This is a genomic window from Salmonella sp. 32120201201600049SM (genome assembly GCF_017572835.1).
In the GTDB taxonomy this organism is placed as follows: Bacteria; Pseudomonadota; Gammaproteobacteria; order Enterobacterales; family Enterobacteriaceae; genus Salmonella; species Salmonella enterica.
In genome coordinates this window covers 170,048-194,014 of sequence record NZ_JAGESA010000001.1, presented here as the reverse complement: position 1 = coordinate 194,014, position 23,967 = coordinate 170,048, and the positions used below count along the sequence as shown (strand labels likewise).

General features: G+C 48.9%; 23 protein-coding genes. 17 read left to right on the top strand and 6 right to left on the bottom strand.

Annotated features, from left to right (window positions below):
* Window positions 1–101: 101 nt before the first annotated feature.
* The 3 genes from msgA to J4650_RS22955 all read left to right on the top strand — a co-directional run bounded on the left by msgA (window position 102) and on the right by J4650_RS22955 (window position 2,147).
* The gene (gene msgA, locus J4650_RS00945) at window positions 102–341 is read left to right on the top strand and encodes a virulence protein MsgA (protein WP_000289207.1); all 240 of its coding nucleotides are present in this window, start codon (window positions 102–104) and stop codon (window positions 339–341) included.
* A 489-nt stretch (window positions 342–830) separates the two neighbouring features.
* A complete protein-coding gene (locus tag J4650_RS00940; protein ID WP_001033398.1) occupies window positions 831–1,619 on the top strand; it encodes a hypothetical protein in 789 nt (262 codons plus the stop codon).
* 321 nt (window positions 1,620–1,940) lie between these two features.
* Window positions 1,941–2,147 carry a hypothetical protein gene (locus J4650_RS22955; protein WP_000787625.1) on the top strand — a complete coding sequence of 69 codons (207 nt, stop codon included), beginning with the start codon at window positions 1,941–1,943 and terminating at the stop codon, window positions 2,145–2,147.
* 456 nt (window positions 2,148–2,603) lie between these two features.
* On the opposite strand, the gene sopF is transcribed toward J4650_RS22955, so the two are convergent.
* Together sopF and icd are read right to left on the bottom strand one after the other, a co-directional pair.
* Complete coding sequence (gene sopF / locus J4650_RS00935; protein ID WP_023261434.1) at window positions 2,604–3,728, bottom strand: type III secretion system effector SopF; 1,125 nt, start codon at window positions 3,726–3,728, stop codon at window positions 2,604–2,606.
* A 447-nt stretch (window positions 3,729–4,175) separates the two neighbouring features.
* Window positions 4,176–5,426: an NADP-dependent isocitrate dehydrogenase gene (gene icd / locus J4650_RS00930; protein WP_000444506.1), complete on the bottom strand. Its 1,251-nt coding sequence runs from the start codon at window positions 5,424–5,426 to the stop codon at window positions 4,176–4,178.
* Window positions 5,427–5,597: 171 nt separating this feature from the next.
* Between icd and rluE the strand changes: the two genes are divergently transcribed.
* The 9 genes from rluE to J4650_RS00885 all read left to right on the top strand — a co-directional run bounded on the left by rluE (window position 5,598) and on the right by J4650_RS00885 (window position 13,787).
* Window positions 5,598–6,263: a 23S rRNA pseudouridine(2457) synthase RluE gene (gene rluE / locus J4650_RS00925; protein WP_001249412.1), complete on the top strand. Its 666-nt coding sequence runs from the start codon at window positions 5,598–5,600 to the stop codon at window positions 6,261–6,263.
* The gene (locus J4650_RS00920; protein ID WP_001748347.1) at window positions 6,260–6,589 is read left to right on the top strand and encodes a lysozyme inhibitor LprI family protein; all 330 of its coding nucleotides are present in this window, start codon (window positions 6,260–6,262) and stop codon (window positions 6,587–6,589) included. The genes rluE and J4650_RS00920 overlap by 4 nt, the downstream gene beginning before the upstream one ends.
* 11 nt (window positions 6,590–6,600) lie before the next feature.
* Window positions 6,601–7,062 carry an NUDIX hydrolase gene (locus J4650_RS00915; RefSeq protein WP_000476069.1) on the top strand — a complete coding sequence of 154 codons (462 nt, stop codon included), beginning with the start codon at window positions 6,601–6,603 and terminating at the stop codon, window positions 7,060–7,062.
* Window positions 7,063–7,115: 53 nt separating this feature from the next.
* Window positions 7,116–8,222: a tRNA 2-thiouridine(34) synthase MnmA gene (gene mnmA, locus J4650_RS00910; protein ID WP_000004540.1), complete on the top strand. Its 1,107-nt coding sequence runs from the start codon at window positions 7,116–7,118 to the stop codon at window positions 8,220–8,222.
* 86 nt (window positions 8,223–8,308) lie between these two features.
* Window positions 8,309–8,950: a high frequency lysogenization protein HflD gene (hflD, locus tag J4650_RS00905; protein WP_001519653.1), complete on the top strand. Its 642-nt coding sequence runs from the start codon at window positions 8,309–8,311 to the stop codon at window positions 8,948–8,950.
* A 3-nt stretch (window positions 8,951–8,953) separates the two neighbouring features.
* Entirely contained in the window at window positions 8,954–10,324 is a 1,371-nt protein-coding gene (gene purB / locus J4650_RS00900; protein WP_023993482.1) for an adenylosuccinate lyase, read from the top strand.
* Window positions 10,325–10,450: 126 nt separating this feature from the next.
* On the top strand, window positions 10,451–11,122 hold the full coding sequence (phoP, locus tag J4650_RS00895) for a two-component system response regulator PhoP (protein ID WP_001537766.1): 672 nt from the start codon (window positions 10,451–10,453) through the stop codon (window positions 11,120–11,122).
* The gene (gene phoQ, locus J4650_RS00890) at window positions 11,122–12,585 is read left to right on the top strand and encodes a two-component system sensor histidine kinase PhoQ (protein ID WP_001031687.1); all 1,464 of its coding nucleotides are present in this window, start codon (window positions 11,122–11,124) and stop codon (window positions 12,583–12,585) included. Before phoP ends, phoQ begins: the two co-directional genes overlap by 1 nt.
* Before the next feature lie 80 nt (window positions 12,586–12,665).
* A complete protein-coding gene (locus J4650_RS00885) occupies window positions 12,666–13,787 on the top strand; it encodes a cupin domain-containing protein (RefSeq protein WP_000456509.1) in 1,122 nt (373 codons plus the stop codon).
* Window positions 13,788–13,826: 39 nt separating this feature from the next.
* Here J4650_RS00885 and J4650_RS00880 read toward each other — a convergent pair whose 3' ends face one another.
* Both J4650_RS00880 and pepT read right to left on the bottom strand, forming a co-directional pair.
* Window positions 13,827–15,161, bottom strand: coding sequence for a hypothetical protein (locus J4650_RS00880; protein WP_023993483.1), 1,335 nt, complete (start codon window positions 15,159–15,161; stop codon window positions 13,827–13,829).
* A 3-nt stretch (window positions 15,162–15,164) separates the two neighbouring features.
* Window positions 15,165–16,394: a peptidase T gene (gene pepT, locus J4650_RS00875; protein WP_000359412.1), complete on the bottom strand. Its 1,230-nt coding sequence runs from the start codon at window positions 16,392–16,394 to the stop codon at window positions 15,165–15,167.
* 250 nt (window positions 16,395–16,644) lie between these two features.
* On the opposite strand from pepT, the gene potA reads away from it, so the two are divergent.
* The 5 genes from potA (at window position 16,645) to potD (ending at window position 22,133) form a co-directional block, all read left to right on the top strand.
* Window positions 16,645–17,781 (top strand): spermidine/putrescine ABC transporter ATP-binding protein PotA, encoded by a 1,137-nt coding sequence (gene potA / locus J4650_RS00870; protein ID WP_000531607.1) that lies wholly within the window; start codon window positions 16,645–16,647, stop codon window positions 17,779–17,781.
* On the top strand, window positions 17,765–18,628 hold the full coding sequence (gene potB / locus J4650_RS00865; protein ID WP_000799391.1) for a spermidine/putrescine ABC transporter permease PotB: 864 nt from the start codon (window positions 17,765–17,767) through the stop codon (window positions 18,626–18,628). The genes potA and potB overlap by 17 nt, the downstream gene beginning before the upstream one ends.
* A 328-nt stretch (window positions 18,629–18,956) precedes the next feature.
* Complete coding sequence (sifA, locus tag J4650_RS00860) at window positions 18,957–19,967, top strand: SPI-2 type III secretion system effector SifA (protein WP_023993484.1); 1,011 nt, start codon at window positions 18,957–18,959, stop codon at window positions 19,965–19,967.
* 315 nt (window positions 19,968–20,282) lie between these two features.
* Complete coding sequence (gene potC, locus J4650_RS00855; protein WP_000580299.1) at window positions 20,283–21,062, top strand: spermidine/putrescine ABC transporter permease PotC; 780 nt, start codon at window positions 20,283–20,285, stop codon at window positions 21,060–21,062.
* Between the two features lie 24 nt (window positions 21,063–21,086).
* The gene (potD, locus tag J4650_RS00850) at window positions 21,087–22,133 is read left to right on the top strand and encodes a spermidine/putrescine ABC transporter substrate-binding protein PotD (protein ID WP_000759329.1); all 1,047 of its coding nucleotides are present in this window, start codon (window positions 21,087–21,089) and stop codon (window positions 22,131–22,133) included.
* Window positions 22,134–22,214: 81 nt separating this feature from the next.
* Here the strand turns inward: potD and cobB are convergent, their stop codons facing one another.
* Window positions 22,215–23,036, bottom strand: coding sequence for a Sir2 family NAD+-dependent deacetylase (cobB, locus tag J4650_RS00845; RefSeq protein ID WP_001191856.1), 822 nt, complete (start codon window positions 23,034–23,036; stop codon window positions 22,215–22,217).
* A gap of 18 nt (window positions 23,037–23,054) precedes the next feature.
* Window positions 23,055–23,966, bottom strand: a complete 912-nt coding sequence (gene nagK / locus J4650_RS00840; RefSeq protein WP_023993485.1) for an N-acetylglucosamine kinase — start codon at window positions 23,964–23,966, stop codon at window positions 23,055–23,057.
* Window position 23,967: the final 1 nt, after the last annotated feature.

Below are 23,967 nucleotides of genomic sequence, written 5' to 3'. Positions count from 1 at the left end.
ACGTCCGCAACGTCAGGATGACAAAACGGCGGCTAAACCTTGACACCAGTTATATACCCAGCTTAAATACTGGTCATCCAACCAGTAAAAAGGAAATGGCGATGTACGTCGAACTCGTTTATGACAAGCGAAATGTTGAAGGTTTGCCAGGCGCACGCGAAATCATCCTCAATGAACTCACAAAACGCGTACATCAACTTTTTCCCGATGCGCAAGTGAAAGTTAAGCCAATGCAGGCGAACGCATTAAACAGTGACTGTACAAAAACCGAGAAAGAACGGCTGCACCGTATGCTGGAAGAGATGTTTGAAGAGGCTGATATGTGGCTGGTCGCCGAATAACGTCCCCTCCTGCGAAAGCGACATGTCCGATCGAAAACAGCGCCCTGAGGCGCTGTCTGTGACGATATAACGCAAACGCTACCACTCAGAACATGTTGTTGTTGATACCTCAGACCGGTATGTGGAACCGACATTCATCGCTTCACTGGCCTGTCGGTATGAGTAGCCCTTATCAACAATCAGCTGTGCGCATTCCAGCCTGAAATCTGAAAGTACGTTTGGTTTTGTTGTTTATTAAGAGCCTATCCCATTAGACTCTTTTATTCGCCAAACTGGCTTTAACGATTACGCCTACTGGGATAGGTTCTAAACTTATCATCAATACGTAAAATACCTATTTACGAACAAAAAGTAACAGGTAAAAATCCGAAATAAAACCAGCATAACTAAAACTTACTGCAGATATGCACACGCATTATTACTATGTTTCCAGGATAGTCTCGACCAGTCAAGACTATCTATTTTATATAAAAAAGGGAAATACTTCACATGAATAAAATACATGTTACATATAAAAATCTCTTACTTCCGATTACCTTCATCGCGGCAACTCTAATTAGCGCCTGTGATAACGATAAAGATGCCATGGCGGAAGCTGAAAAAAATCAAGAGAAATACATGCAAAAAATCCAGCAAAAAGAGCACCAGCAATCAATGTTCTTTTACGACAAAGCCGAAATGCAAAAAGCTATTGCCAATATCAACGCAAAAGGTGGAGCCAATCTTGCGATTATTGAAGTCCGTTTCTTCAAGGGCGGGTATTCATTCATTCGACAAAGCGTTAACACCCCTGCTAAAGTAGAGATGTTTAAATTTAACAACGGCTACTGGGGGGGACCTTCGCCTGTCAACTTAACCATCTTTGGCACTATAACAGAGGAGCAAAAACAAGAAGCACTAAAAGAGGCTTTATTCAAATTCGACTCGATCAATTTCAGCATTATACCAGAGCGTATTCAGGAAACAATTAAACGTGCTAACGCCAGTGGCATCATTTCCGTTACGGAAGATAGCGATATCGTTGTACGAGCAGAGATAGCTCATAATGGCGAATTCGTCTATGACATTACCATCACTGCTAAAAATACAGCACGTGCGGTAATGACCTTAAATAAGGATGGTTCTATTGCCGGATATGAGATCAAAGAACCTTTCGACCCAAAAAAAGAAGCCGAAAAAGCACAGCAACTTGTTGAACAATCGAGAAAAGACATTGAAAGTCAGCGTAAAAAAGCAGCTGAAAAGATGAACGAAATACAGCAGACATTTAAAAAATAGCAGACGATACAAACATTGATAAAAATTATAGCGCGAAAGAGCGCGTGCCAGGTACTAAGGCACTGCTTGAAGACAGCGAATCGCTATTTCATTCTCTGACACTGTAATTTTTCGTACTCAAGATGTTTATTTATTGAGTCTTTTGTGGATAACCAGGTGAAGTTATGTGACGCCAGGAATCTATTCCAGCGGGCGTACTTGTTGGAGCCAGTGTGAAGCCGGGCAGCGCGCAGAAACCGGAGCGTATACGTTGTACGTGAGAATTTCGAGCACTGCCCGACCTAAAAATGATGAATAAAATAGATATTTTAAAGAGGTAATATGAAGAATTTTTTCAAAATAATTACTGATTTCATCGCGGATATTTCCCTTGATCTATTTGCTATATTTTTATGCATGTTATTCGTATACAAAACAGGACCATCAATTGGTGTGATATCATTTTTTATTGCATTAATTATTTATATCATTCTTCATTTTGTTTTTTACTCATTTCGTGAAAAAATCATAAAAAAAATATTCAAATAAGTATTTAAAATTATTGTTTTGAGGTACAAATTCAGCGCAATAAAACAGAGCAACTAAAAAAAATTAGGCGTAGCGAAGTGGAAAAGGACTGTCATGTACTGGACCGTGAGCTGGTCGGGAGAGCAATGTACGGGAAAGAGCGAAATACTGTCATTGATATGAGCAGGAATATCGATAGCCAGTAAATCACTCCTGTGGTAATACAGGCCACTTGATGACTGTGAAGGTCGCTTCATCTGAAGCACCGGTGAAGTCCAGCATTTTAAGTGAAAAGCAGCCAGCAGGCGCTTCTGCTGGTCCATATTCCTCTATTTTGCCAGACCACACTAAAGTGCCACACAGGTATCTGCCAGAACGGTCCTGAGATAATAAATATAAAAGCAGTTACTGCCTACCTCAAGAAGTATGCGCTCATGATCATTTAAAGCTCTTTTAAAGAGACTGATAATAAGCTTGTCAATATAATATTATGCAGTCTCTATTAAGCGCCTGGTTTATTTGTTTTGCATAATCATATAGTTGACTTTTCGAGTAAGAGTTTTCTTGCAAAGACAAATAAACGTGTTTTATATCTCTGAATAAACATACATCACCATGAATATGAGCCTCTATATAATTCCCTTCATAGCCTTTACCATAATTAGAATGAGCTAAAAATTTTTCGTCCTTAGCCATTTTAACCAAACTCTTAAAGCAATTATAACCAAAAAAATCATTTTGACAGGATGCAATCAGGTTCTCCATATGCCAAAATGTAGATAATTTACTCGTATCCAGGCCAAATCTGTGGCCGTAGATATCAAAAGGTGAGAATGTACAGTTTGTTTTTACATTATCATTTAATTCAAAAAATGATTTTCCATAGGCGCTGGCACCTCCATTTTCACCGTTCAGAAAGTCCAGTGCAGCATAAATTGGTCTGCTTGTAGGGCTAAAAGTTCTACTGTTGGGAGTATATGCTACGGAAAAACCGCCTGTCTGACCATATGGGGCATAAGGTGAATCTGCAAGCCTCTCCAGTTCAAATGCTTTAGTTTCAACTGAATCACGTCCGACATTATAAGCAGGTAAATCTCCTGGTCTGCAACCTAATGCATAAGAGTTCAGATATTCTTTATTTTTTAAGAGAGAGACAAAGTCAATTTTTGCCGCATTAAAATTTATTGTCAGCCGGGCATTTTGTAAAATATCCACCATCTTATTTAGCAAGAGAGTGCAATCTATTTCGGTACCACACTCACGGCTTATCCGCCTGAGCGCTTTTTCTCTTATTATGTCAGCGTCGCGCTGACACCTGGAATGAATATGCGCAAGTACTTGTTTTCCAAAAAGGCGACCATACACCTTTTTACGCTCTTCATTGCTGAGACCGCAAAACACTTCGTCAAAAGAAAGCCTGTACGCTGCGCTTACAGAACCTCTCGCCGTTCTGCTTTCTGGAAATGGCGGAACATCTTCAACAACATTTCTAACTTGCTGAATGTCTGAAGACAGTGGAGTACGTCCGGCATTTTTTTCCTTATCTGTTTCCAGATATTCCGGAACCTTTATACTTCCACTATGGCAGATAGGTTTGAGCATATGTCTCCTGAATTTTTATGACTAATATAGTATTCACTTTCGCTGACGTATTCTTTATCAGGCTGAAATTTCAACACTTCTTAGCAGCCTTGTAGAAGAGCAAATAAAGCATGCTAATAATTTTATAAAATACTTAACCTACCCACTATTGTAGTCAATAAACCATCACTTTTTATTAAAAAATTATCCTGATAATAACAATAAATCTGGTAAGGCACTTTCAAAAAATAGCCAAATCACACATTATTAAGAAAACCACTACAATCAAAATCGGTAACTATCAGCTTTCAGGGGGGTCTCAGGTTATCATGACGATCGGGGTAAAGGATGAACTACTATTGCGGTCTGAATTGAGGGAGTTTTGATAAAGTTTTGATAACCGTTCGAATACTAATAATAAAAACGGGGACGTTAAGTCCCCGTTTTTGTTTTTAACAATTATCGTTATTACATATTCGCGATAATCGCGTCACCAAACTCACTACATTTCAGCAGCTTAGCGCCGTCCATCAGACGTTCGAAGTCATAGGTCACGGTCTTCGCGGCAATCGCGCCTTCCATACCTTTAACAATCAGGTCTGCGGCTTCGAACCACTGCATGTGGCGCAGCATCATCTCCGCAGACAGAATAATGGAGCCTGGGTTGACTTTATCCTGGCCCGCATATTTCGGCGCAGTCCCGTGAGTCGCTTCAAACAACGCGCATTCGTCGCCGATATTCGCACCCGGTGCAATACCGATACCGCCAACCTGAGCCGCCAGGGCATCGGAAATATAGTCACCGTTCAGGTTCATACAGGCGATAACGTCGTATTCCGCCGGACGCAACAGGATTTGTTGCAGGAACGCATCGGCGATAACGTCTTTAACCACGATCTCTTTACCCGTGTTCGGGTTCTTAATTTTCAGCCACGGACCGCCGTCAATAAGCTCACCGCCGAACTCGTCGCGCGCCAACTGGTAGCCCCAGTCTTTAAACGCGCCTTCGGTGAACTTCATGATATTGCCTTTATGTACCAGCGTAACGGAATCGCGATCGTTGGTAATAGCGTATTCAATCGCCGCGCGAACCAGACGTTTAGTGCCTTCTTCAGAACACGGTTTGATACCGATACCGCAGTGCTCCGGGAAGCGAATTTTCTTCACGCCCATCTCTTCGCGCAGGAACTTGATCACTTTCTCAGCGTCTGCAGAGTCAGCTTTCCATTCAATTCCGGCGTAGATGTCTTCAGAGTTTTCACGGAAGATGACCATATCGGTCAGCTCCGGATGTTTCACCGGACTTGGCGTGCCCTGATAGTAACGAACGGGACGCAGACAAACGTACAGGTCAAGCTCCTGACGCAGGGCAACGTTCAGAGAGCGAATACCGCCGCCAACCGGCGTGGTCAACGGACCTTTAATCGCTACGCGGTAATCACGAATCAAATCAAGGGTTTCAGCGGGGAGCCAGACATCCTGGCCGTAAACCTGTGTGGATTTTTCTCCGGTGTAAATTTCCATCCAGGAAATTTTACGCTCGCCTTTATAGGCTTTCTCGACGGCGGCATCGACCACTTTAAGCATGGCTGGAGTGACATCAACACCGATACCATCGCCTTCAATAAACGGGATAATCGGATTCTCAGGAACGTTGAGTTTGCCGTTTTGCAGGGTGATCTTCTTACCTTCCACCGGAACAACTACTTTGCTTTCCATTCACCTCTCCTTCGAGCGCTTCTGGTTTGCTCGTCTGTCATCGCGCTGCATGTGCAATGGCGTCCTGCTGCACGACTGCGTTAGAGCAATTTTTTGTTAATGTTTTGTAATGAGCATGTCAATACTACCCTATTGTTTGCCGCCATGAAAGACACTCATTATTGCGCTATAATGCGGCAATTAATAAGTTCTGAAAACACCATGCAAAAAACTTCTTTTAGAAATCACTACGTTAAGCGATTCAGCTCACGACAAGCATCTAAATCACGGAAAGAAAACCAGCCAAAACGCGTGGTTTTGTTCAATAAACCTTACGATGTGTTGCCGCAGTTCACGGATGAAGCAGGTCGCCGCACGTTAAAAGATTTTATTCCTGTGCAAGGCGTTTATGCCGCAGGCCGCCTGGACCGCGACAGCGAAGGGCTTTTGGTGCTGACTAATGACGGCGCGCTGCAGGCGCGCCTCACGCAACCGGGCAAACGTACCGGCAAGATTTACTATGTTCAGGTAGAAGGCATCCCGGATAATGCAGCGCTGCAGGCGCTTCGTACTGGCGTCACGCTCAACGATGGCCCTACCCTGCCCGCCGGTATTGAGATTGTCGCGGAGCCTGACTGGCTGTGGCCGCGCACCCCGCCGATTCGCGAACGGAAGAATATTCCCACCAGTTGGCTAAAAGTCACCTTATATGAAGGCCGCAACCGCCAGGTAAGACGCATGACAGCGCATGTCGGTCATCCCACTCTACGATTAATTCGTTACAGCATGGGCGACTACACGCTCAACGGCCTCGATAATGGACAGTGGCGCGAGATCGCACAGGAGAAAGACAGATGAAACGGCTTCTCATAGCTTTTGCTTTATTAACACCGTTATCCGTTAATGCGGCCAGCTTCGACTGCCAGAAAGCGCAGGCTGCGGATGAAAAGGCTATCTGCGCGCACCTGATGCTGAATGATAAAGACGTGGAAATGCACACCAAATATCAGTTTCTGAAAGGGTTGTTCGCGATGGGCAGTCGCGGCGCGCTGCAGGACGCCCAGCAGAGCTGGCTTAAACAGCGTCAGCAGTGCAAGGCCGACGTCACCTGCCTGACAAAAGCTTATAACGAGCGTCTGAAACAGCTTGACGCGATCTATGACCACATTGATAAACCGCTTTAATAAGGATGCCTATGTTCAAGCCGCACGTGACCGTTGCCTGCATCGTACATGCCGAAGATAAATTTCTGGTGGTGGAAGAGACCATCAACGGTAAATCGTTATGGAATCAACCTGCCGGACACCTGGAGGCAGATGAAACGCTGGCGCAGGCCGCCGCGCGTGAACTGTGGGAAGAGACTGGCATCACGGCGCAACCACAGTATTTTATCCGTATGCATCAGTGGATTGCGCCGGATAAGACCCCGTTCCTGCGCTTTTTATTCGCTATCAAGCTTGATCATATTTGCGCGACCGAACCCCATGACAATGACATCGATTGCTGCCGTTGGGTGAGCGCCGACGAGATTCTAAACGCGCCGAATTTACGTTCTCCGCTGGTGGCTGAAAGCATTCGCAGTTATCAAACGGGACAATGTTACCCCTTATCTATAGTGGGCGAATTTAACTGGCCGTTTACAGAGGGTGTCAAGTAAAGGGCTGCGTGGTAGAATACGCCGCCTTGAAGTTCAATGTCGCGAGTATTCCAATGTCAGAAAGCCCAAAAAAAGTGATCGTCGGCATGTCCGGCGGTGTCGACTCCTCCGTTTCCGCCTGGCTGTTGCAACAACAGGGTTATCAGGTAGAAGGCCTGTTCATGAAGAACTGGGAAGAGGACGATGGTGAGGAATACTGTACCGCGGCAGCCGATCTGGCTGACGCGCAGGCCGTGTGCGACAAGCTTGGCATTGAACTGCATACCGTTAATTTTGCCGCAGAATATTGGGATAACGTCTTTGAACTGTTCCTTGAAGAGTACAAAGCGGGCCGTACGCCGAACCCGGATATTCTGTGCAATAAAGAGATCAAATTTAAAGCCTTCCTTGAATTTGCCGCAGAAGATTTAGGCGCCGACTATATCGCCACCGGTCACTACGTTCGCCGCGCGGATGTAAACGGCAAAAGCCGGTTGTTGCGCGGGCTCGACGGTAACAAAGATCAGAGCTACTTCCTCTATACGCTTGGCCATGAGCAGATTGCGCAAAGTCTGTTCCCGGTTGGCGAGCTGGAAAAACCGCAGGTGCGTAAAATCGCCGAAGATCTGGGGCTGGTAACCGCAAAGAAAAAAGATTCTACCGGTATCTGCTTTATCGGCGAGCGCAAATTCCGCGACTTTTTAGGGCGCTATCTGCCTGCGCAGCCGGGGAAAATCATTACCGTTGACGGCGATGAAATCGGCGAGCATCAGGGTCTGATGTATCATACGCTCGGTCAGCGTAAAGGGCTGGGAATCGGCGGCACCAAAGACGGTAGCGAAGACCCCTGGTATGTGGTGGATAAAGACGTTGAAAACAATGTGTTAATTGTCGCCCAGGGGCATGAGCACCCACGCCTGATGTCGGTAGGCCTCATCGCCCAGCAGCTACATTGGGTCGATCGCGAACCGTTCACCGGCACCCTGCGCTGTACGGTAAAAACCCGCTACCGCCAGACCGATATTCCGTGCACGATTAACGCGCTGGATGACGATCGTATCGAGGTCATTTTTGACGAGCCGGTTGCCGCCGTTACGCCGGGCCAGTCCGCTGTCTTTTACAGCGGCGAAGTCTGCCTGGGCGGCGGCATTATCGAGCAGCGACTGCCGCTGACGGTCTGATTATTCAATACACAACATCATTCAAGTCGCCTCAAAGCGGCTTAAAAGATGAAGTGTATTTTATTTGATACAAGGAAGCAGTGATTGTGGCAAAGAATTATTATGACATCACCCTCGCGCTGTCTGGCATTTGCCAGTCGGCACGCCTGGTGCAACAACTGGCGCACCAGGGGCACTGTGATGCCGACGCGTTGCACGTTTCACTCAACAGTGTCATTGATATGAATCCCAGTTCTACTCTGGGCGTGTTCGGCGGCAGCGAAGCCAACCTGCGTCTTGGTCTGGAAACACTGCTCGGCGTGCTGAATGCCAGCAGCCGACAAGGACTTAACGCCGAACTGACGCGTTATACGCTTAGCCTGATGGTGCTGGAGCGCAAGCTGTCATCCGCCAAAGGCGCATTGAATACGTTAGGCGATCGCATTAACGGCCTGCAGCGCCAGCTTGATCATTTTGATTTACAGTCAGACACGTTAATGAGCGCCATGGCGGGCATCTACGTGGATGTGATTAGCCCATTGGGCCCGCGCATTCAGGTGACGGGCTCCCCGGCCGTTCTGCAAAGTCCGCAGGTGCAGGCCAAAGTCCGCGCCTCGCTACTGGCAGGCATCCGTGCAGCCGTGCTCTGGCATCAGGTAGGCGGTGGTCGCCTACAACTTATGTTTTCTCGTCATCGCCTGACGACTCAGGCAAAACAAATTCTTGCTCATTTAACCCCGGAGTTATGATCTATGGAATTATCCTCACTGACCGCCGTTTCCCCTGTCGATGGACGCTACGGCGATAAAGTCAGCGCGCTGCGCGGAATTTTTAGCGAATACGGTTTGCTGAAATTTCGTGTACAAGTCGAAGTACGTTGGCTGCAGAAATTAGCCGCGCACGCAGCGATCAAGGAAGTTCCTGCTTTTGCTGCCGACGCAAACGGTTACCTGGATACGCTTGTGGCAAACTTCAATGAAGAAGATGCCGCGTGCATTAAAACCATTGAGCGCACCACGAATCACGATGTGAAAGCAGTTGAGTATTTTCTGAAAGAAAAAGTCGCCGCGATCCCGGCGCTACATGACGTTTCCGAATTTATCCACTTTGCCTGCACTTCTGAGGACATTAACAACCTGTCGCACGCGTTAATGCTCAAAACCGCGCGCGATGAAGTGATCCTGCCTTACTGGCGTCAGGTGATTAACGCGGTTAAAGATCTCGCCACGCAGTATCGCGACATTCCTCTGCTCTCCCGCACCCACGGCCAGCCGGCAACGCCTTCCACTCTGGGTAAAGAGATGGCGAACGTGGCGTATCGTATGGAGCGTCAGTTCCGCCAGCTCAACCAGGTGGAGATCCTCGGTAAAATCAACGGCGCCGTAGGCAACTATAACGCGCATATCGCCGCCTATCCGGAAGTTGACTGGCATCAGTTCAGCGAAGAGTTCGTCACCTCGCTGGGCATCCAGTGGAACCCTTACACCACCCAGATTGAACCGCATGATTATATTGCGGAACTGTTTGACTGTATCGCGCGCTTTAACACCATCCTGATCGATTTCGATCGCGATGTCTGGGGCTATATTGCGTTGAACCATTTCAAACAGAAAACCATCGCCGGGGAGATCGGTTCTTCTACCATGCCGCATAAAGTTAACCCCATTGACTTTGAAAACTCAGAAGGCAACCTCGGTCTGTCTAATGCAGTGTTGCACCATCTGGCAAACAAACTGCCGGTTTCCCGCTGGCAGCGCGATCTGACCGACTCAACCGTCCTGCGTAACCTGGGTGTCGGCATTGGCTATGCGCTTATCGCTTATCAGTCCACCCTGAAGGGCGTCAGCAAGCTGGAAGTAAACCGCGATCATCTGCTTGACGAACTGGATCACAACTGGGAAGTATTAGCCGAACCGATCCAGACCGTCATGCGCCGCTATGGTATTGAAAAACCATATGAAAAACTGAAAGAGTTGACCCGTGGCAAGCGTGTTGATGCCGAAGGAATGAAACAGTTTATTGATAGTCTGGCCCTGCCGGAAGCAGAAAAAACGCGCCTTAAAGCCATGACGCCGGCAAATTATATCGGTCGCGCTGTGACTCTGGTCGACGAACTTAAATAATGTCTGCCTCACCCTCTTTTCTTCAGAAAGAGGGTGACTATTTGTCTGGTTTATTAACTGTTTATCCCCAAAGCACCATAATCAACGCTAGACTGTTCTTATTGTTAACACAAGGGAGAAGAGATGATGCGCGTACTGGTTGTAGAGGATAATGCATTATTACGCCACCACCTGAAGGTTCAGCTCCAGGATTCAGGTCACCAGGTCGATGCCGCAGAAGATGCCAGGGAAGCTGATTACTACCTTAATGAACACCTTCCGGATATCGCTATTGTCGATTTAGGTCTGCCGGATGAAGACGGCCTTTCCTTGATACGCCGCTGGCGCAGCAGTGATGTTTCACTGCCGGTTCTGGTGTTAACCGCGCGCGAAGGCTGGCAGGATAAAGTCGAGGTTCTCAGCTCAGGCGCCGATGACTACGTGACGAAGCCATTCCACATCGAAGAGGTAATGGCGCGTATGCAGGCGTTAATGCGCCGTAATAGCGGTCTGGCCTCCCAGGTGATCAACATCCCGCCGTTCCAGGTGGATCTCTCACGCCGGGAATTATCCGTCAATGAAGAGGTCATCAAACTCACGGCGTTCGAATACACCATTATGGAAACGCTTATCCGTAACAACGGTAAAGTGGTCAGCAAAGATTCGCTGATGCTTCAGCTGTATCCGGATGCGGAACTGCGGGAAAGCCATACCATTGATGTTCTCATGGGGCGTCTGCGGAAAAAAATACAGGCCCAGTATCCGCACGATGTCATTACCACCGTACGCGGACAAGGATATCTTTTTGAATTGCGCTAATGAATAAATTTGCTCGCCATTTTCTGCCGCTGTCGCTGCGGGTTCGTTTTTTGCTGGCGACAGCCGGCGTCGTGCTGGTGCTTTCTCTGGCATATGGCATAGTGGCGCTGGTCGGCTATAGCGTAAGTTTTGATAAAACCACCTTTCGTCTGCTGCGCGGCGAAAGCAACCTGTTTTATACCCTCGCCAAATGGGAAAATAATAAAATCAGCGTTGAGCTGCCTGAAAATCTGGACATGCAAAGCCCGACCATGACGCTGATTTACGATGAAACGGGCAAATTATTATGGACGCAGCGCAACATTCCCTGGCTGATTAAAAGCATTCAACCGGAATGGTTAAAAACGAACGGCTTCCATGAAATTGAAACCAACGTAGACGCTACCAGCACGCTGTTGAGCGAGGACCATTCCGCGCAGGAAAAACTCAAAGAAGTACGTGAAGATGACGATGATGCGGAGATGACCCACTCGGTAGCGGTAAATATTTATCCTGCCACGGCGCGGATGCCGCAGTTAACCATCGTGGTGGTCGATACCATTCCGATAGAACTAAAACGCTCATATATGGTGTGGAGCTGGTTCGTATACGTGCTGGCCGCCAATTTACTGTTAGTCATTCCTTTACTGTGGATCGCCGCCTGGTGGAGCTTACGCCCTATCGAGGCGCTGGCGCGGGAAGTCCGCGAGCTTGAAGATCATCACCGCGAAATGCTCAATCCGGAGACGACGCGTGAGCTGACCAGCCTTGTGCGCAACCTTAATCAACTGCTCAAAAGCGAGCGTGAACGTTATAACAAATACCGCACGACCCTGACCGACCTGACGCACAGTTTAAAAACGCCGCTCGCGGTTTTGCAGAGTACGTTACGCTCTTTACGCAACGAAAAGATGAGCGTCAGCAAAGCTGAACCGGTGATGCTGGAACAGATCAGCCGGATTTCCCAGCAGATCGGCTATTATCTGCATCGCGCCAGTATGCGCGGTAGCGGCGTATTGTTAAGCCGCGAACTGCATCCCGTCGCGCCGTTGTTAGATAACCTGATCTCCGCGCTCAATAAAGTTTATCAGCGTAAAGGGGTGAATATCAGTATGGATATTTCACCAGAGATCAGTTTTGTTGGCGAGCAAAACGACTTTGTCGAAGTAATGGGCAACGTACTGGACAACGCTTGTAAATATTGCCTGGAGTTTGTCGAGATTTCGGCTCGCCAGACCGACGATCATTTGCATATTTTCGTCGAAGATGACGGCCCAGGCATTCCCCACAGCAAACGTTCCCTGGTGTTTGATCGCGGTCAGCGCGCCGATACCCTACGACCAGGACAAGGCGTGGGGCTGGCTGTCGCGCGCGAGATTACGGAACAATACGCCGGGCAGATCATTGCCAGCGACAGTCTGCTCGGCGGTGCCCGTATGGAGGTCGTTTTTGGCCGACAGCATCCCACACAGAAAGAGGAATAAACATTTCTGTGCGTTCTTCCACGCATCTCGTTAAGCATCCGTTATAATCGGTGTCAGATACCAGCCTGCGGATACTTAACATGGAATACCAATTAACTCTTAACTGGCCCGACTTTCTTGAACGCCACTGGCAAAAACGCCCGGTGGTCTTAAAACGTGGGTTTAGCAACTTTATCGATCCGCTCTCGCCGGATGAGCTGGCGGGGCTGGCGATGGAAAGCGAAATCGACAGCCGTCTCGTTAGCCATCAGGATGGCAAATGGCAGGTCAGCCATGGCCCTTTCGAAAGCTACGATCATCTGGGTGAGAGCAACTGGTCGCTGCTGGTACAGGCGGTAAACCACTGGCACGAACCCACCGCCGCCTTGATGCGCCCGTTCCGCGCTCTGCCGGACTGGCGTATCGACGATCTGATGATCTCCTTTTCCGTTCCCGGCGGCGGCGTTGGCCCGCATCTGGATCAGTATGATGTGTTTATTATCCAGGGAACCGGTCGCCGTCGCTGGCGCGTGGGCGAAAAGCTGCAAATGCGTCAGCACTGCCCGCATCCCGACCTGTTACAAGTCGATCCGTTCGAGGCCATTATCGATGAAGAGCTGGAGCCGGGCGACATTCTGTATATTCCGCCAGGATTCCCGCATGAAGGCTATGCGCTGGAAAACGCCATGAACTATTCGGTCGGTTTTCGCGCGCCCAATAGCCGTGAGCTGATCAGCGGTTTTGCCGATTACGTCCTGCAACGGGAGTTGGGCAACACATACTACAGCGATCCGGATATACCGTCCCGCAAGCATGCGGCGGATATCCTGCCGCAGGAGATGGATAAACTGCGTAATATGATGCTCGATTTGATCAATCAACCCGCGCATTTCCAACAGTGGCTTGGCGAGTTTCTCTCTCAGTCACGCCACGAACTGGATATTGCGCCGCCGGAGCCGCCGTATCAGCCTGATGAAATTTACGATGCCTTAAAGCAAGGCGAGGTATTAGTACGTCTCGGCGGGCTTCGCGTATTGCGTATCGGCGATGAGGTCTATGCGAATGGCGAAAAAATAGACTCTCCGCATCGCCCCGCTCTGGAGGCGCTCGCCAGTCATATTGCACTGACCGCTGAAAACTTCGGCGATGCGCTGGAAGACCCTTCTTTCCTCGCGATGCTGGCGGCGCTGGTGAATAGCGGGTACTGGTTCTTCGAAGGATAAGAACATCGCAATGCCCGGCGACCGCCGGGCTGACGCAAACTATCCACAACGATCGCCGCCAGGGTTGGCGACATCGTTATATTGCGGATCGCCCGGATAAAGCGAGTGGGCCATTCGATGGCGAAATGACATTTGCCGATAGCGCCGCGCCTGCGCGTTATCTCCAAGACCTTCGGCAATATTAGCCAGTTGCTGTAATCGTTCATACTGCATCTTTGCTGGATAAGCTACGGCATCAAGCGTAAAGGCGCGTTCCGCAAAGTCTTTTGCTTGTTCAAGTTCTTGATTACTCTGATAAATCAGCGAAATACCATACAACACCATTGATACGTCAGACTGCCGACGTTTATATTCTGCCAGCAATGGGAGATAGAGGGAGGTACTGTCCAGGTCGATGTTTTCGGGCAAATAAAAGCGTAATCGTGATATTACCGTCGCCATTGGCGTTAAACGGCTCTGGTAATACGCGATAAGTTTAAGGTAGAGATCTTTCGCTTCCTTATAATGATGGCCCTGTACATAAAAGCCAGCAAGATTATTGCTGTCAACCGTCATTTCGCCGAATTCGGCGCCATAAAGCGTTTGCTCAATTTTTAGCGCCTGACTTAGCGCATTAATCGCCTCGCTAATATGCCCTGCATTATAAGCAATATCCGCTTTCTGCTGCAAAAAAGAGGCGACGCGCTCACGATTATCCCAGGTTTTATCCCGTAAAATAACGCCCAGCCACTGCTGCTCCGTTGCGTCTATCTTCGCCAAATAATAGGCTTTACGCGCACTATCACATTCGACATCCCGCTCCTCCAGCGCATCAGAATAAGCGTCGCGCATCCTGTTTAAGGTATAAACCAATGCTTCCGTCGATGCCTTTTTGTCTTTAAGACGCCACGTTAATGCCTGCTCTTGCCAGGCTATCCGCTGACGGTAATCAACCTTGATCTCGTATCGCCACTGCTCTGTCGGTGAATACTCTATATGGCGATCGTCACCGTAAACATAAAAGGCCGCCAGGTGTTCAAACATATCGGCCCGATCGCCCGGATAAGTGCCCGCCGGAAATGTTTTCATGATTGCCCACGCTCGCAGCAGCATTTGCGGCGTTAACTCCGGTTTACCCAGCCATTGATAAATATCGCTTTGTAATAGCAGGCTACGAACAAGCTGTATTGAGCGTTTGCCATATTGCTGCGAGGCCAGCCTCACCGCATCATCAATAAACGTCATGCAGGTTTCATCGCCAGTCATAAAACATGCTGCAGATTGTTGCTGGCGCTGGGACCAGGAAGGCGTATATTCGGCGCTCCAGGCAGAAAAATTTATGGCGGAAAATATCCCGCCATAAATAATAAAACGCTTCACCACAATGCGTAACATTCGCTACTGCCCGCGCTTAGCCGTCAGCTCCGCGATACGCACAATCACCTGTACCGCTTTTTCCATCCCCTCCAGCGTCACAAACTCATGTTTACCATGATAGTTATATCCGCCGGTAAAGAGATTAGGACATGGCAGACCCATAAACGACAGTTGCGCCCCGTCTGTACCGCCGCGAATCGGTTTCATCTCCGGCGTAATATGACAGTCGCGCATGGCCTGCTGGGCGATATCGAGAATATGCGGATGTTCAACTACTTTTTCGCGCATATTGTAATAACTGTCTTCAATCACCAGTTCGATATAGCAGTCCGGATGCAGCCCCTTACCGACTTTTTTGGCAATCTCCATCATTTTGCGTTTACGCGCTTCAAACTGCTTACGGTCGAAATCGCGAATGATGTAGTGCATTTCGGCCCGGTCAACGGTGCCTTTCATGCTGGCCAGATGATAAAACCCTTCGTAACCTTCAGTGGTTTCAGGCGCTTCATCCGCCGGCACTTCCGCGTGAATCCTCGCCGCCAACGACAGCGCATTGACCATCACGCCTTTCGCCGTACCAGGATGCACGTTATTGCCGACGATTTTGATATTCACCGAGGCGGCATTGAAGTTTTCAAACTCCAGTTCGCCCACGCCGCCGCCGTCGACCGTATAGGCCCACTGCGCACCAAACTCCTCAACATCGAAGTGCTTCGCGCCTTTCCCTACCTCTTCGTCAGGCGTAAACGCCACTTTAATGTCGCCGTGGGGAATAGGATTACCTTTCAGCACCGCCAGCGCGGTCATGATCTCCGCAACACCGGCTTTATCGTCCGCGCCCAGCAATGTCTTACCATCGGTAGTAATCAGCGTCTGTCCCAGTAATTGATGCAGTACCGGGAACATCACGGGTGACAACACCTCATCGCCAATCCCTAATGCTATATCGCCGCCGCGATAATTCTCGACAATCTGCGGATTAACGTTTTTACCGCTGAAATCCGGAGAGGTATCCACATGGGAGATAAAACCAATGGCGGGAATATCCCCCTCAACATTGGCCGGGAGCGTCGCCATCAACGTCCCTTTTTCACTTAATGTAATGTTAACCAGCCCCATCTCTTCGAGCTGCTGTTTGAGCAAACGTAGTAACTTCCACTGCCCCTCAGTGCTGGGAACCTGCCGAACACCCGACTTTGATTGGGTATCCAGCGATACGTAGTGTAAAAAACGCTCAAGTAGTTTATCCATGCAGTCACCCTCACTTTTCGTGACAACATTATTAATAAGCAAGAAAAGACAAATATTGCGTCAGGTCACTTTTATCCCTGCAAACAAGAATATTTCACTTTGACACGCTTTCTGACTATAAAGCTAAGTCAGTAATTCGCAACAAGGATTGGCGATCACAGTGGTTTGCCGTAGAATGACCGCCCTCATTAAGAGTGATTAAGGTGGTTAACCACAAACCCCGCAGCGGTCAGCCATCCGTTGCGTTTACATGGGACAGAGTAAGAAATTGAATAATCAACCGCGTTCGCTTTCACCGCTGGTGCTTTTGTCTGGAATTAGCAAAAGTTTCGATGGCAAAGAGGTCATTTCGCAACTGGATTTGACCATTAACAATGGCGAATTCCTCACGCTGCTTGGCCCTTCCGGCTGTGGTAAAACAACCGTTCTTCGCCTGATTGCCGGCCTGGAAACCGTTGATGCCGGGCATATCATGTTGGATAACCAGGATATCACCCACGTTCCCGCCGAAAATCGTTATGTAAATACCGTATTTCAAAGCTACGCTTTATTTCCGCATATGACGGTGTTTGAAAATGTCGCGTTTGGCTTACGGATGCAAAAAACGCCAGCCGCCGAGATAGCGCCTCGCGTGACCGATGCGCTGCGTATGGTGCAGCTTGAAGAGTTTGCACAACGTAAACCGCACCAGCTTTCCGGCGGACAGCAGCAGCGTGTGGCTATCGCTCGCGCGGTGGTGAATAAACCTCGCCTGTTATTACTGGATGAATCGCTCTCCGCGCTGGACTATAAATTGCGCAAACAAATGCAGAACGAGCTTAAAGCATTACAGCGTAAACTCGGTATCACGTTTGTTTTTGTCACTCACGATCAGGAAGAAGCGCTCACCATGTCCGATCGTATCGTGGTAATGCGTAATGGCGTGATTGAGCAAGACGGCACGCCGCGTGAAATCTATGAAGAGCCAAAAAACCTGTTTGTCGCCGGTTTTATCGGCGAAATTAACCGCTTTGACGCAACCGTCATTGAACGGCTTGATGAACAGCGCGTCCGCGCCAGCGTAGAAGGTCGGGAGTGCAATATATACGTCAATTTCGCTGTCGAACCGGGCCAAAAACTGAACGTCCTGCTGCGACCGGAAGATCTACGCGTCGAAGAGATCAACGATGATAACCACATCGAAGGGCTTATCGGCTACGTGCGCGAGCGCAATTATAAAGGTATGACGCTGGAGTCGGTGGTTGAACTGGAAAATGGCAAAATGGTGATGGTCAGCGAATTCTTCAACGAAGACGATCCTGACTTCGACCATTCACTTGACCAAAAAATGGCCATTAGTTGGGTAGAAAGCTGGGAGGTCGTACTGGCTGATGAAGAACACAAGTAAATTCCAGAATGTAGTGATTGTCACTATCGTCGGTTGGCTTGTGTTGTTTGTTTTTCTGCCCAACCTGATGATCATTGGCACCAGCTTTCTGACCCGTGACGACGCCAGTTTCGTCAAGATGGTCTTTACGCTGGATAACTACGCACGCCTGCTCGATCCGCTCTATTTTGAAGTGCTCCTGCACTCTCTGAATATGGCGCTGATCGCCACCCTCTCCTGCCTGGTGCTGGGCTATCCTTTTGCCTGGTTCCTGGCGAAGTTACCGGAAAAGATACGTCCGTTATTGCTGTTTTTGCTGATCGTTCCTTTCTGGACCAACTCACTGATCCGCATCTATGGGCTAAAAATATTCCTGAGCACTAAAGGTTATCTCAATGAATTCCTGCTGTGGCTGGGCGTGATTGATACGCCGATTCGCATCATGTTCACCCCGAGCGCCGTTATTATCGGCCTGGTTTACATTTTGCTGCCGTTTATGGTCATGCCGCTCTACTCCAGCATTGAGAAGCTCGACAAACCGCTACTGGAGGCCGCACGCGATCTCGGCGCCAGTAAAATGCAAACGTTCATCCGCATCATTATTCCATTAACCATGCCGGGCATTGTCGCCGGTTGCCTGCTCGTGATGCTACCGGCAATGGGCCTGTTCTACGTCTCCGATTTAATGGGTGGCGCGAAAAACCTGCTGATTGGTAACGTCATCAAGGTACAGTTCCTGAATATTCGCGACTGGCCGTTTGGCGCGGCGACCAGCATTACGCTGACCATTGTGATGGGACTCATGCTGTTGATTTACTGGCGGGCTTCCCGCTTATTGAATAAGAAGGTGAGTGATATAAGCGATTAATTGCGCAACGCTAACAAATCCACACGCATCCAGGCATGAAGTTTATTCAAGGGTAAACTTCATGCCTCCGGCATAAAAAACGCATGAAAGCAGTTGCCGCCAGCATTACTGGTCTACAACATTATCCGCGGCAGGTCTTCTTTTATTTTTACCTGTAGCGACGCTATCACGGACAGTAATGCGTTTATACGCGAAGCTCTCAGGTTTTATACTGATTGCCAGTCTCTTTTAAAAATTATATTACATCCGATGCGCCCGCAGTTGAGATAAAAAGGGTCGATTTAATCAATTATGTAGTCATTTTTACTCCAGTATAAGTGAGATTAATATGCCGATTACTATAGGGAATGGTTTTTTAAAAAGTGAAATCCTTACCAACTCCCCAAGGAATACGAAAGAAGCATGGTGGAAAGTTTTATGGGAAAAAATTAAAGACTTCTTTTTTTCTACTGGCAAAGCAAAAGCGGACCGTTGTCTACATGAGATGTTGTTTGCCGATCGCACCCCCACACGAGAGCGGCTTACAGAGATTTTTTTTGAGTTAAAAGAGTTAGCCTGCGCATCACAAAGAGATAGATTTCAGGTTTATAATCCTAATGAAAATGATGACACTATTATTCTTCGCATCATGGATCAAAACGAAGAGAACGAATTGTTACGTATCACTCAAAATACCGATGCCTTTACCTGTGAAGTCATGGGGAATGCTTATTTTTTAATAAAAGATCGCCCGGACATTTTAAAATCGCATCCACAAATGACGGCCATGATTAATACAAGATATAGCGAAATCGTAGATTACCCCCTCCCTTCGACATTATGTCTCAATCCTGCTGACGCGCCGACATTATCGGTTCCATTAGACAACATAGAGGGGTATGTATATTCTGAATGGAGAAAAGGAAATTTAGATGAGTGGAAAACGCAAGAAAAGGTAACCTACCTGGCAGCGAAAATTCAGTCTGGGATTGAAAAGACAACGCGCATTTTACAGCATGCGAATATATCCGAAAGTACTCAGCAAAACGCATTTTTAGAAACAATGACGATGTGTGGCTTAAAACAGCTTGAAATACCACCACCACATACCCACATACCTATTGAAAAAATGGTAGAAGAGGTTTTACTGGCGGATAAGACGTTTCAGGCGTTCCTCGTAACGGATCCCAGCGCCAGCCTAAGCATGTTAGGTGAGATAATCGAAGCCATCTCTGATCAGGTTTTTCACGCCATTTTTAGAATAGACCCCCAGGCTATACAAAAAATGGCGGAAGAACAGTTAACCACGCTACACGTTCGCTCAGAACAACAAAGCGGCTGTTTATGTTGTTTTTTATAAAATCAGACGACGCTTTCTCAAACGTCACGTTCAGGGTTTACTCACGTACTCCATGTTTGCCTACAGAGTAACCTCTTGCCTGGTGCAATAATGCCGCATATGACCGGATCGGATGAGAATAGTCATTTAAATGGCCTTTTTTTCCCGCTCGTCTGGCAATTTGTTGTAAAATTCGCGGCTTCAAGCGGCAGCTTGCTTCTTCCTGGCTGCTGATAACCGCGAGACGTTTTGGAGAGATTTTGGAGAAGAGAAAAAATTGATCATTTTCAATACTCTAAAAGCACCCCATCCTCTGAATAAGAAGGTGGAACTTGAATGATCGGTCGGCTGCTCCGTGGCGGTTTCATGACTGCCATCTATGCGTATCTGTATATTCCCATCATTATTCTGATCGTGAACTCCTTCAACAGTTCGCGGTTCGGCATTAACTGGCAGGGCTTTACCACTAAATGGTACGAACTCCTGGTCAATAACGACAGTCTGTTGCAGGCCGCTCAACATTCACTGACGATGGCGATTTTTTCAGCGACCTTCGCCACGTTGATTGGCTCGTTAACCGCGGTGGCGCTTTATCGCTACCGCTTTCGCGGGAAGCCATTCGTCAGCGGGATGCTGTTTGTAGTAATGATGTCGCCGGATATCGTGATGGCGATCTCCCTGCTGGTGCTGTTTATGTTACTCGGCATTCAACTGGGGTTTTGGTCGTTGCTGTTCTCGCACATCACCTTTAGCCTGCCGTTTGTGGTCGTCACGGTCTATTCGCGCCTGAAAGGCTTTGATGTCAGAATGCTGGAAGCCGCAAAAGACCTGGGGGCCAGTGAGGTAACGATTTTACGCAAAATCATTCTGCCGCTGGCGATGCCGGCGGTGGCGGCGGGCTGGTTGCTGAGCTTTACGTTGTCGATGGACGATGTAGTGGTCTCGTCGTTTGTCACCGGGCCGGGCTATGAAATTTTACCCTTAAAGATTTATTCCATGGTAAAAGTTGGCGTTTCACCAGAAGTGAACGCGCTGGCGACCGTTTTATTGGTGCTGTCTCTGGTAATGGTCATTGCCAGCCAGCTTATTGCTCGTGATAAAACCAAGGGCCGATAAGGCCCGTAATTCAGGGGACGTTAAATGAAAAAATGGTCACGCCACCTGCTCGCGGCGGGCGCCCTGGCGCTGGGTATGAGTGCCGCTCATGCCTCCGACAACGACACGCTCTATTTCTATAACTGGACTGAGTATGTACCGCCGGGCCTGCTGGAACAGTTCACTAAAGAGACCGGCATTAAGGTGATTTATTCGACCTACGAGTCGAACGAAACCATGTATGCCAAACTCAAAACCTATAAAGATGGCGCGTATGACCTGGTTGTTCCTTCTACATACTATGTCGACAAAATGCGCAAAGAAGGCATGATCCAGAAGATCGATAAGTCGAAATTAACCAATTTCCACAACCTCGATCCGGAAATGCTCAACAAACCGTTTGACCCCAACAACGATTATTCTGTTCCGTATATCTGGGGCGCAACGGCGATTGGCGTGAACAGCGATGCTATCGATCCAAAAACCATTACCAGCTGGGCTGACTTGTGGAAACCGGAATATAAAAACAGCCTGCTTTTAACCGACGATGCGCGAGAAGTCTTCCAGATGGCGCTGCGCAAGCTAGGTTATTCCGGTAACACTACCGATCCGAAAGAGATCGAAGCGGCATATGAAGAGTTGAAAAAACTGATGCCGAACGTAGCGGCCTTCAACTCCGATAATCCGGCGAATCCGTATATGGAAGGGGAAGTCAACCTGGGGATGGTGTGGAACGGTTCGGCCTTCGTTGCTCGTCAGGCTGGCACGCCGCTGGAGGTCGTCTGGCCGAAGGAAGGCGGTATTTTCTGGATGGATAGCCTGGCTATTCCGGCGAACGCGAAAAATAAAGAGGGCGCGCTGAAGCTAATCAACTTCCTGCTGCGTCCTGACGTCGCGAAAGAGGTGGCAGAAACCATCGGCTACCCTACCCCCAACCTGGCGGCGCGTAAGCTGTTAAGCCCGGAGGTCGCCAATGATAAGTCGCTCTATCCGGATGCGCAAACCATCAGCAAAGGCGAGTGGCAAAACGATGTCGGCGACGCCAGCGCTATTTATGAAGAGTATTATCAGAAGCTAAAAGCAGGACGCTAATTCAGCCAAAGCGCCTGTCGGGCCTACAGTTGAACGTAACGTGAAATGTAGGCCGGATAAGGCGTTACCGGGCAAACAGTACTACAGCCCTTTCAGGAATTTATCAACAAATTCCGGCACAACCTGGCTTGCCGGGCCGTAGTGCTTCTCTTCAAACTCGCTGCCGACCTGGCTTGGCTCAAGATTCAGTTCCACCGTATGTGCGCCGTGCAGTTTTGCTTCATGCACAAAACCCGCAGCCGGATAGACATGACCGGATGTGCCAATGGCGATAAAAATATCCGCCATCGACAGCGCCATATAAATTTCATCCATGCCAAGCGGCATCTCGCCAAACCACACTACGTGCGGACGTAGCGGCGCCGGGAACTGACAGCAGTGACATTTATCTTCCGGCATCACATCGCCGTTCCATTCCAGAATCTGGCCGCTTTGCGAACAGCGCACCTTCAACAGCTCGCCATGCATATGAATGATGTTGCGATTGCCCGCGCGCTCATGCAAATTGTCGATGTTTTGCGTCACCAGCAAAAAGCGATCGCCAAGCGCTTCTTCAAGCTTCGCTAACGCCAGATGCGCCGCATTGGGTTGTATTTCCGGCTGTTGAAGCTGCTGACGGCGGGCATTATAAAATGTCTGCACCAGCCCCGGATTACGGGCGAATCCTTCCGGCGTGGCCACATCTTCAACCCGATGCTCTTCCCAAAGGCCATCCGCCGCGCGAAACGTACGAATACCAGACTCTGCAGAAATTCCTGCACCTGTAAGGACTAATACTCTTGGGTTTTCCATCATTTCCGGCACCACTCTGTCTCTGAAAAAGATCCGCTGGCGCAGACGTTCACGCAACAGACGTTTATTTTTACGAAAGCGGCTTAATCGATGAAACCGACGCGACTGCATAACAACCTCTTTTTTTGATTAGTCGGTAAGATGTAAAAAAGCAGCACCGCGCATCCCACCTGCATCCCCATGCCGCGCACGCTCAATGCGCGGCGCGCGGGCAACAGGGAGGAGATGGCGCGGCAGTCTTTCCGCCAGTTGCGTTGTTATTGCCGTAAAGTTCGATAGTCCGCCGCCGATCACCAATAAATCGGGATCGACAATCGTCAGTATATTCCCCAGACAAACCGCCAGTAAATTCAGATAGCGCTCAACATGCGCGTGCGCCTGCTCATCGCCCTGCTCCCACAACGCGATAATCTCCGGCGCCTGCAGCGATTGATGATAATAATGCTGATATAGCCACGCAAACCCGCGCCCGGACAGATAATTCTCAATGCAGCCCATCTGACCGCATCCACAACGGCGGAGAGGAAAATCAAACCCCATCAACGTTAGCGCGTCAACCGGCAAACGCATATGACCAAACTCGCCGGTGATATAGCTCTGACCAGTAATCGGCTTCCCGTTTAGCACCAGGCCGCCGCCGACGCCGGTGCCGAGGATAAGCCCCATAACCAAAGGATATTGCGTGAATTCATCATCCCAGGCTTCGGACAAGGCAAAACAGTTAGCGTCATTGTCCAGACGCACATCGCGATCCAGTCGGGCGCTGAGATCGGCGCGCAACGGCTTACCGCTGGCTGCCGGGACATTCGCGGCGTACAGCGTGCCGTCTTCGGTTTCCGGCATACCGGGTATGCCAATCCCTACCGACCCTTTGACGCCAAATCGCTGGTCGGCTTCCGCGACCAGTTCGCACACGGCGTCTAAAAAGGCGCTATAGCTGGTATGGGGCGTAGGAACCCGTTTTTCCCACTGCAGCCGCCGCGTTGAGTCAAATACGCCTAACGCAATCTTTGTTCCGCCAATGTCAAACCCGTAATACATC

Excerpts from the sequence above, each read along its gene's own strand:
- J4650_RS00885 (WP_000456509.1), top strand. The coding sequence starts at position 12,666 with ATGGAATACCAATTAACTCTTAACTGGCCCGACTTTCTTGAACGCCAC.
- potB (WP_000799391.1), top strand. The coding sequence starts at position 17,765 with ATGAAGAACACAAGTAAATTCCAGAATGTAGTGATTGTCACTATCGTC.
- sopF (WP_023261434.1), bottom strand. The coding sequence starts at position 3,728 with ATGCTCAAACCTATCTGCCATAGTGGAAGTATAAAGGTTCCGGAATAT.
- mnmA (WP_000004540.1), top strand. The coding sequence starts at position 7,116 with ATGTCAGAAAGCCCAAAAAAAGTGATCGTCGGCATGTCCGGCGGTGTC.
- potA (WP_000531607.1), top strand. The coding sequence starts at position 16,645 with ATGGGACAGAGTAAGAAATTGAATAATCAACCGCGTTCGCTTTCACCG.
- msgA (WP_000289207.1), top strand. The coding sequence starts at position 102 with ATGTACGTCGAACTCGTTTATGACAAGCGAAATGTTGAAGGTTTGCCA.
- J4650_RS00920 (WP_001748347.1), top strand. The coding sequence starts at position 6,260 with ATGAAACGGCTTCTCATAGCTTTTGCTTTATTAACACCGTTATCCGTT.
- sifA (WP_023993484.1), top strand. The coding sequence starts at position 18,957 with ATGCCGATTACTATAGGGAATGGTTTTTTAAAAAGTGAAATCCTTACC.
- J4650_RS22955 (WP_000787625.1), top strand. The coding sequence starts at position 1,941 with ATGAAGAATTTTTTCAAAATAATTACTGATTTCATCGCGGATATTTCC.
- rluE (WP_001249412.1), top strand. The coding sequence starts at position 5,598 with ATGCGGCAATTAATAAGTTCTGAAAACACCATGCAAAAAACTTCTTTT.
- cobB (WP_001191856.1), bottom strand. The coding sequence starts at position 23,036 with ATGCAGTCGCGTCGGTTTCATCGATTAAGCCGCTTTCGTAAAAATAAA.
- phoP (WP_001537766.1), top strand. The coding sequence starts at position 10,451 with ATGCGCGTACTGGTTGTAGAGGATAATGCATTATTACGCCACCACCTG.
- icd (WP_000444506.1), bottom strand. The coding sequence starts at position 5,426 with ATGGAAAGCAAAGTAGTTGTTCCGGTGGAAGGTAAGAAGATCACCCTG.
- phoQ (WP_001031687.1), top strand. The coding sequence starts at position 11,122 with ATGAATAAATTTGCTCGCCATTTTCTGCCGCTGTCGCTGCGGGTTCGT.
- J4650_RS00880 (WP_023993483.1), bottom strand. The coding sequence starts at position 15,161 with ATGTTACGCATTGTGGTGAAGCGTTTTATTATTTATGGCGGGATATTT.
- J4650_RS00940 (WP_001033398.1), top strand. The coding sequence starts at position 831 with ATGAATAAAATACATGTTACATATAAAAATCTCTTACTTCCGATTACC.
- potD (WP_000759329.1), top strand. The coding sequence starts at position 21,087 with ATGAAAAAATGGTCACGCCACCTGCTCGCGGCGGGCGCCCTGGCGCTG.
- purB (WP_023993482.1), top strand. The coding sequence starts at position 8,954 with ATGGAATTATCCTCACTGACCGCCGTTTCCCCTGTCGATGGACGCTAC.
- pepT (WP_000359412.1), bottom strand. The coding sequence starts at position 16,394 with ATGGATAAACTACTTGAGCGTTTTTTACACTACGTATCGCTGGATACC.
- potC (WP_000580299.1), top strand. The coding sequence starts at position 20,283 with ATGATCGGTCGGCTGCTCCGTGGCGGTTTCATGACTGCCATCTATGCG.
- nagK (WP_023993485.1), bottom strand. The coding sequence starts at position 23,966 with ATGTATTACGGGTTTGACATTGGCGGAACAAAGATTGCGTTAGGCGTA.
- J4650_RS00915 (WP_000476069.1), top strand. The coding sequence starts at position 6,601 with ATGTTCAAGCCGCACGTGACCGTTGCCTGCATCGTACATGCCGAAGAT.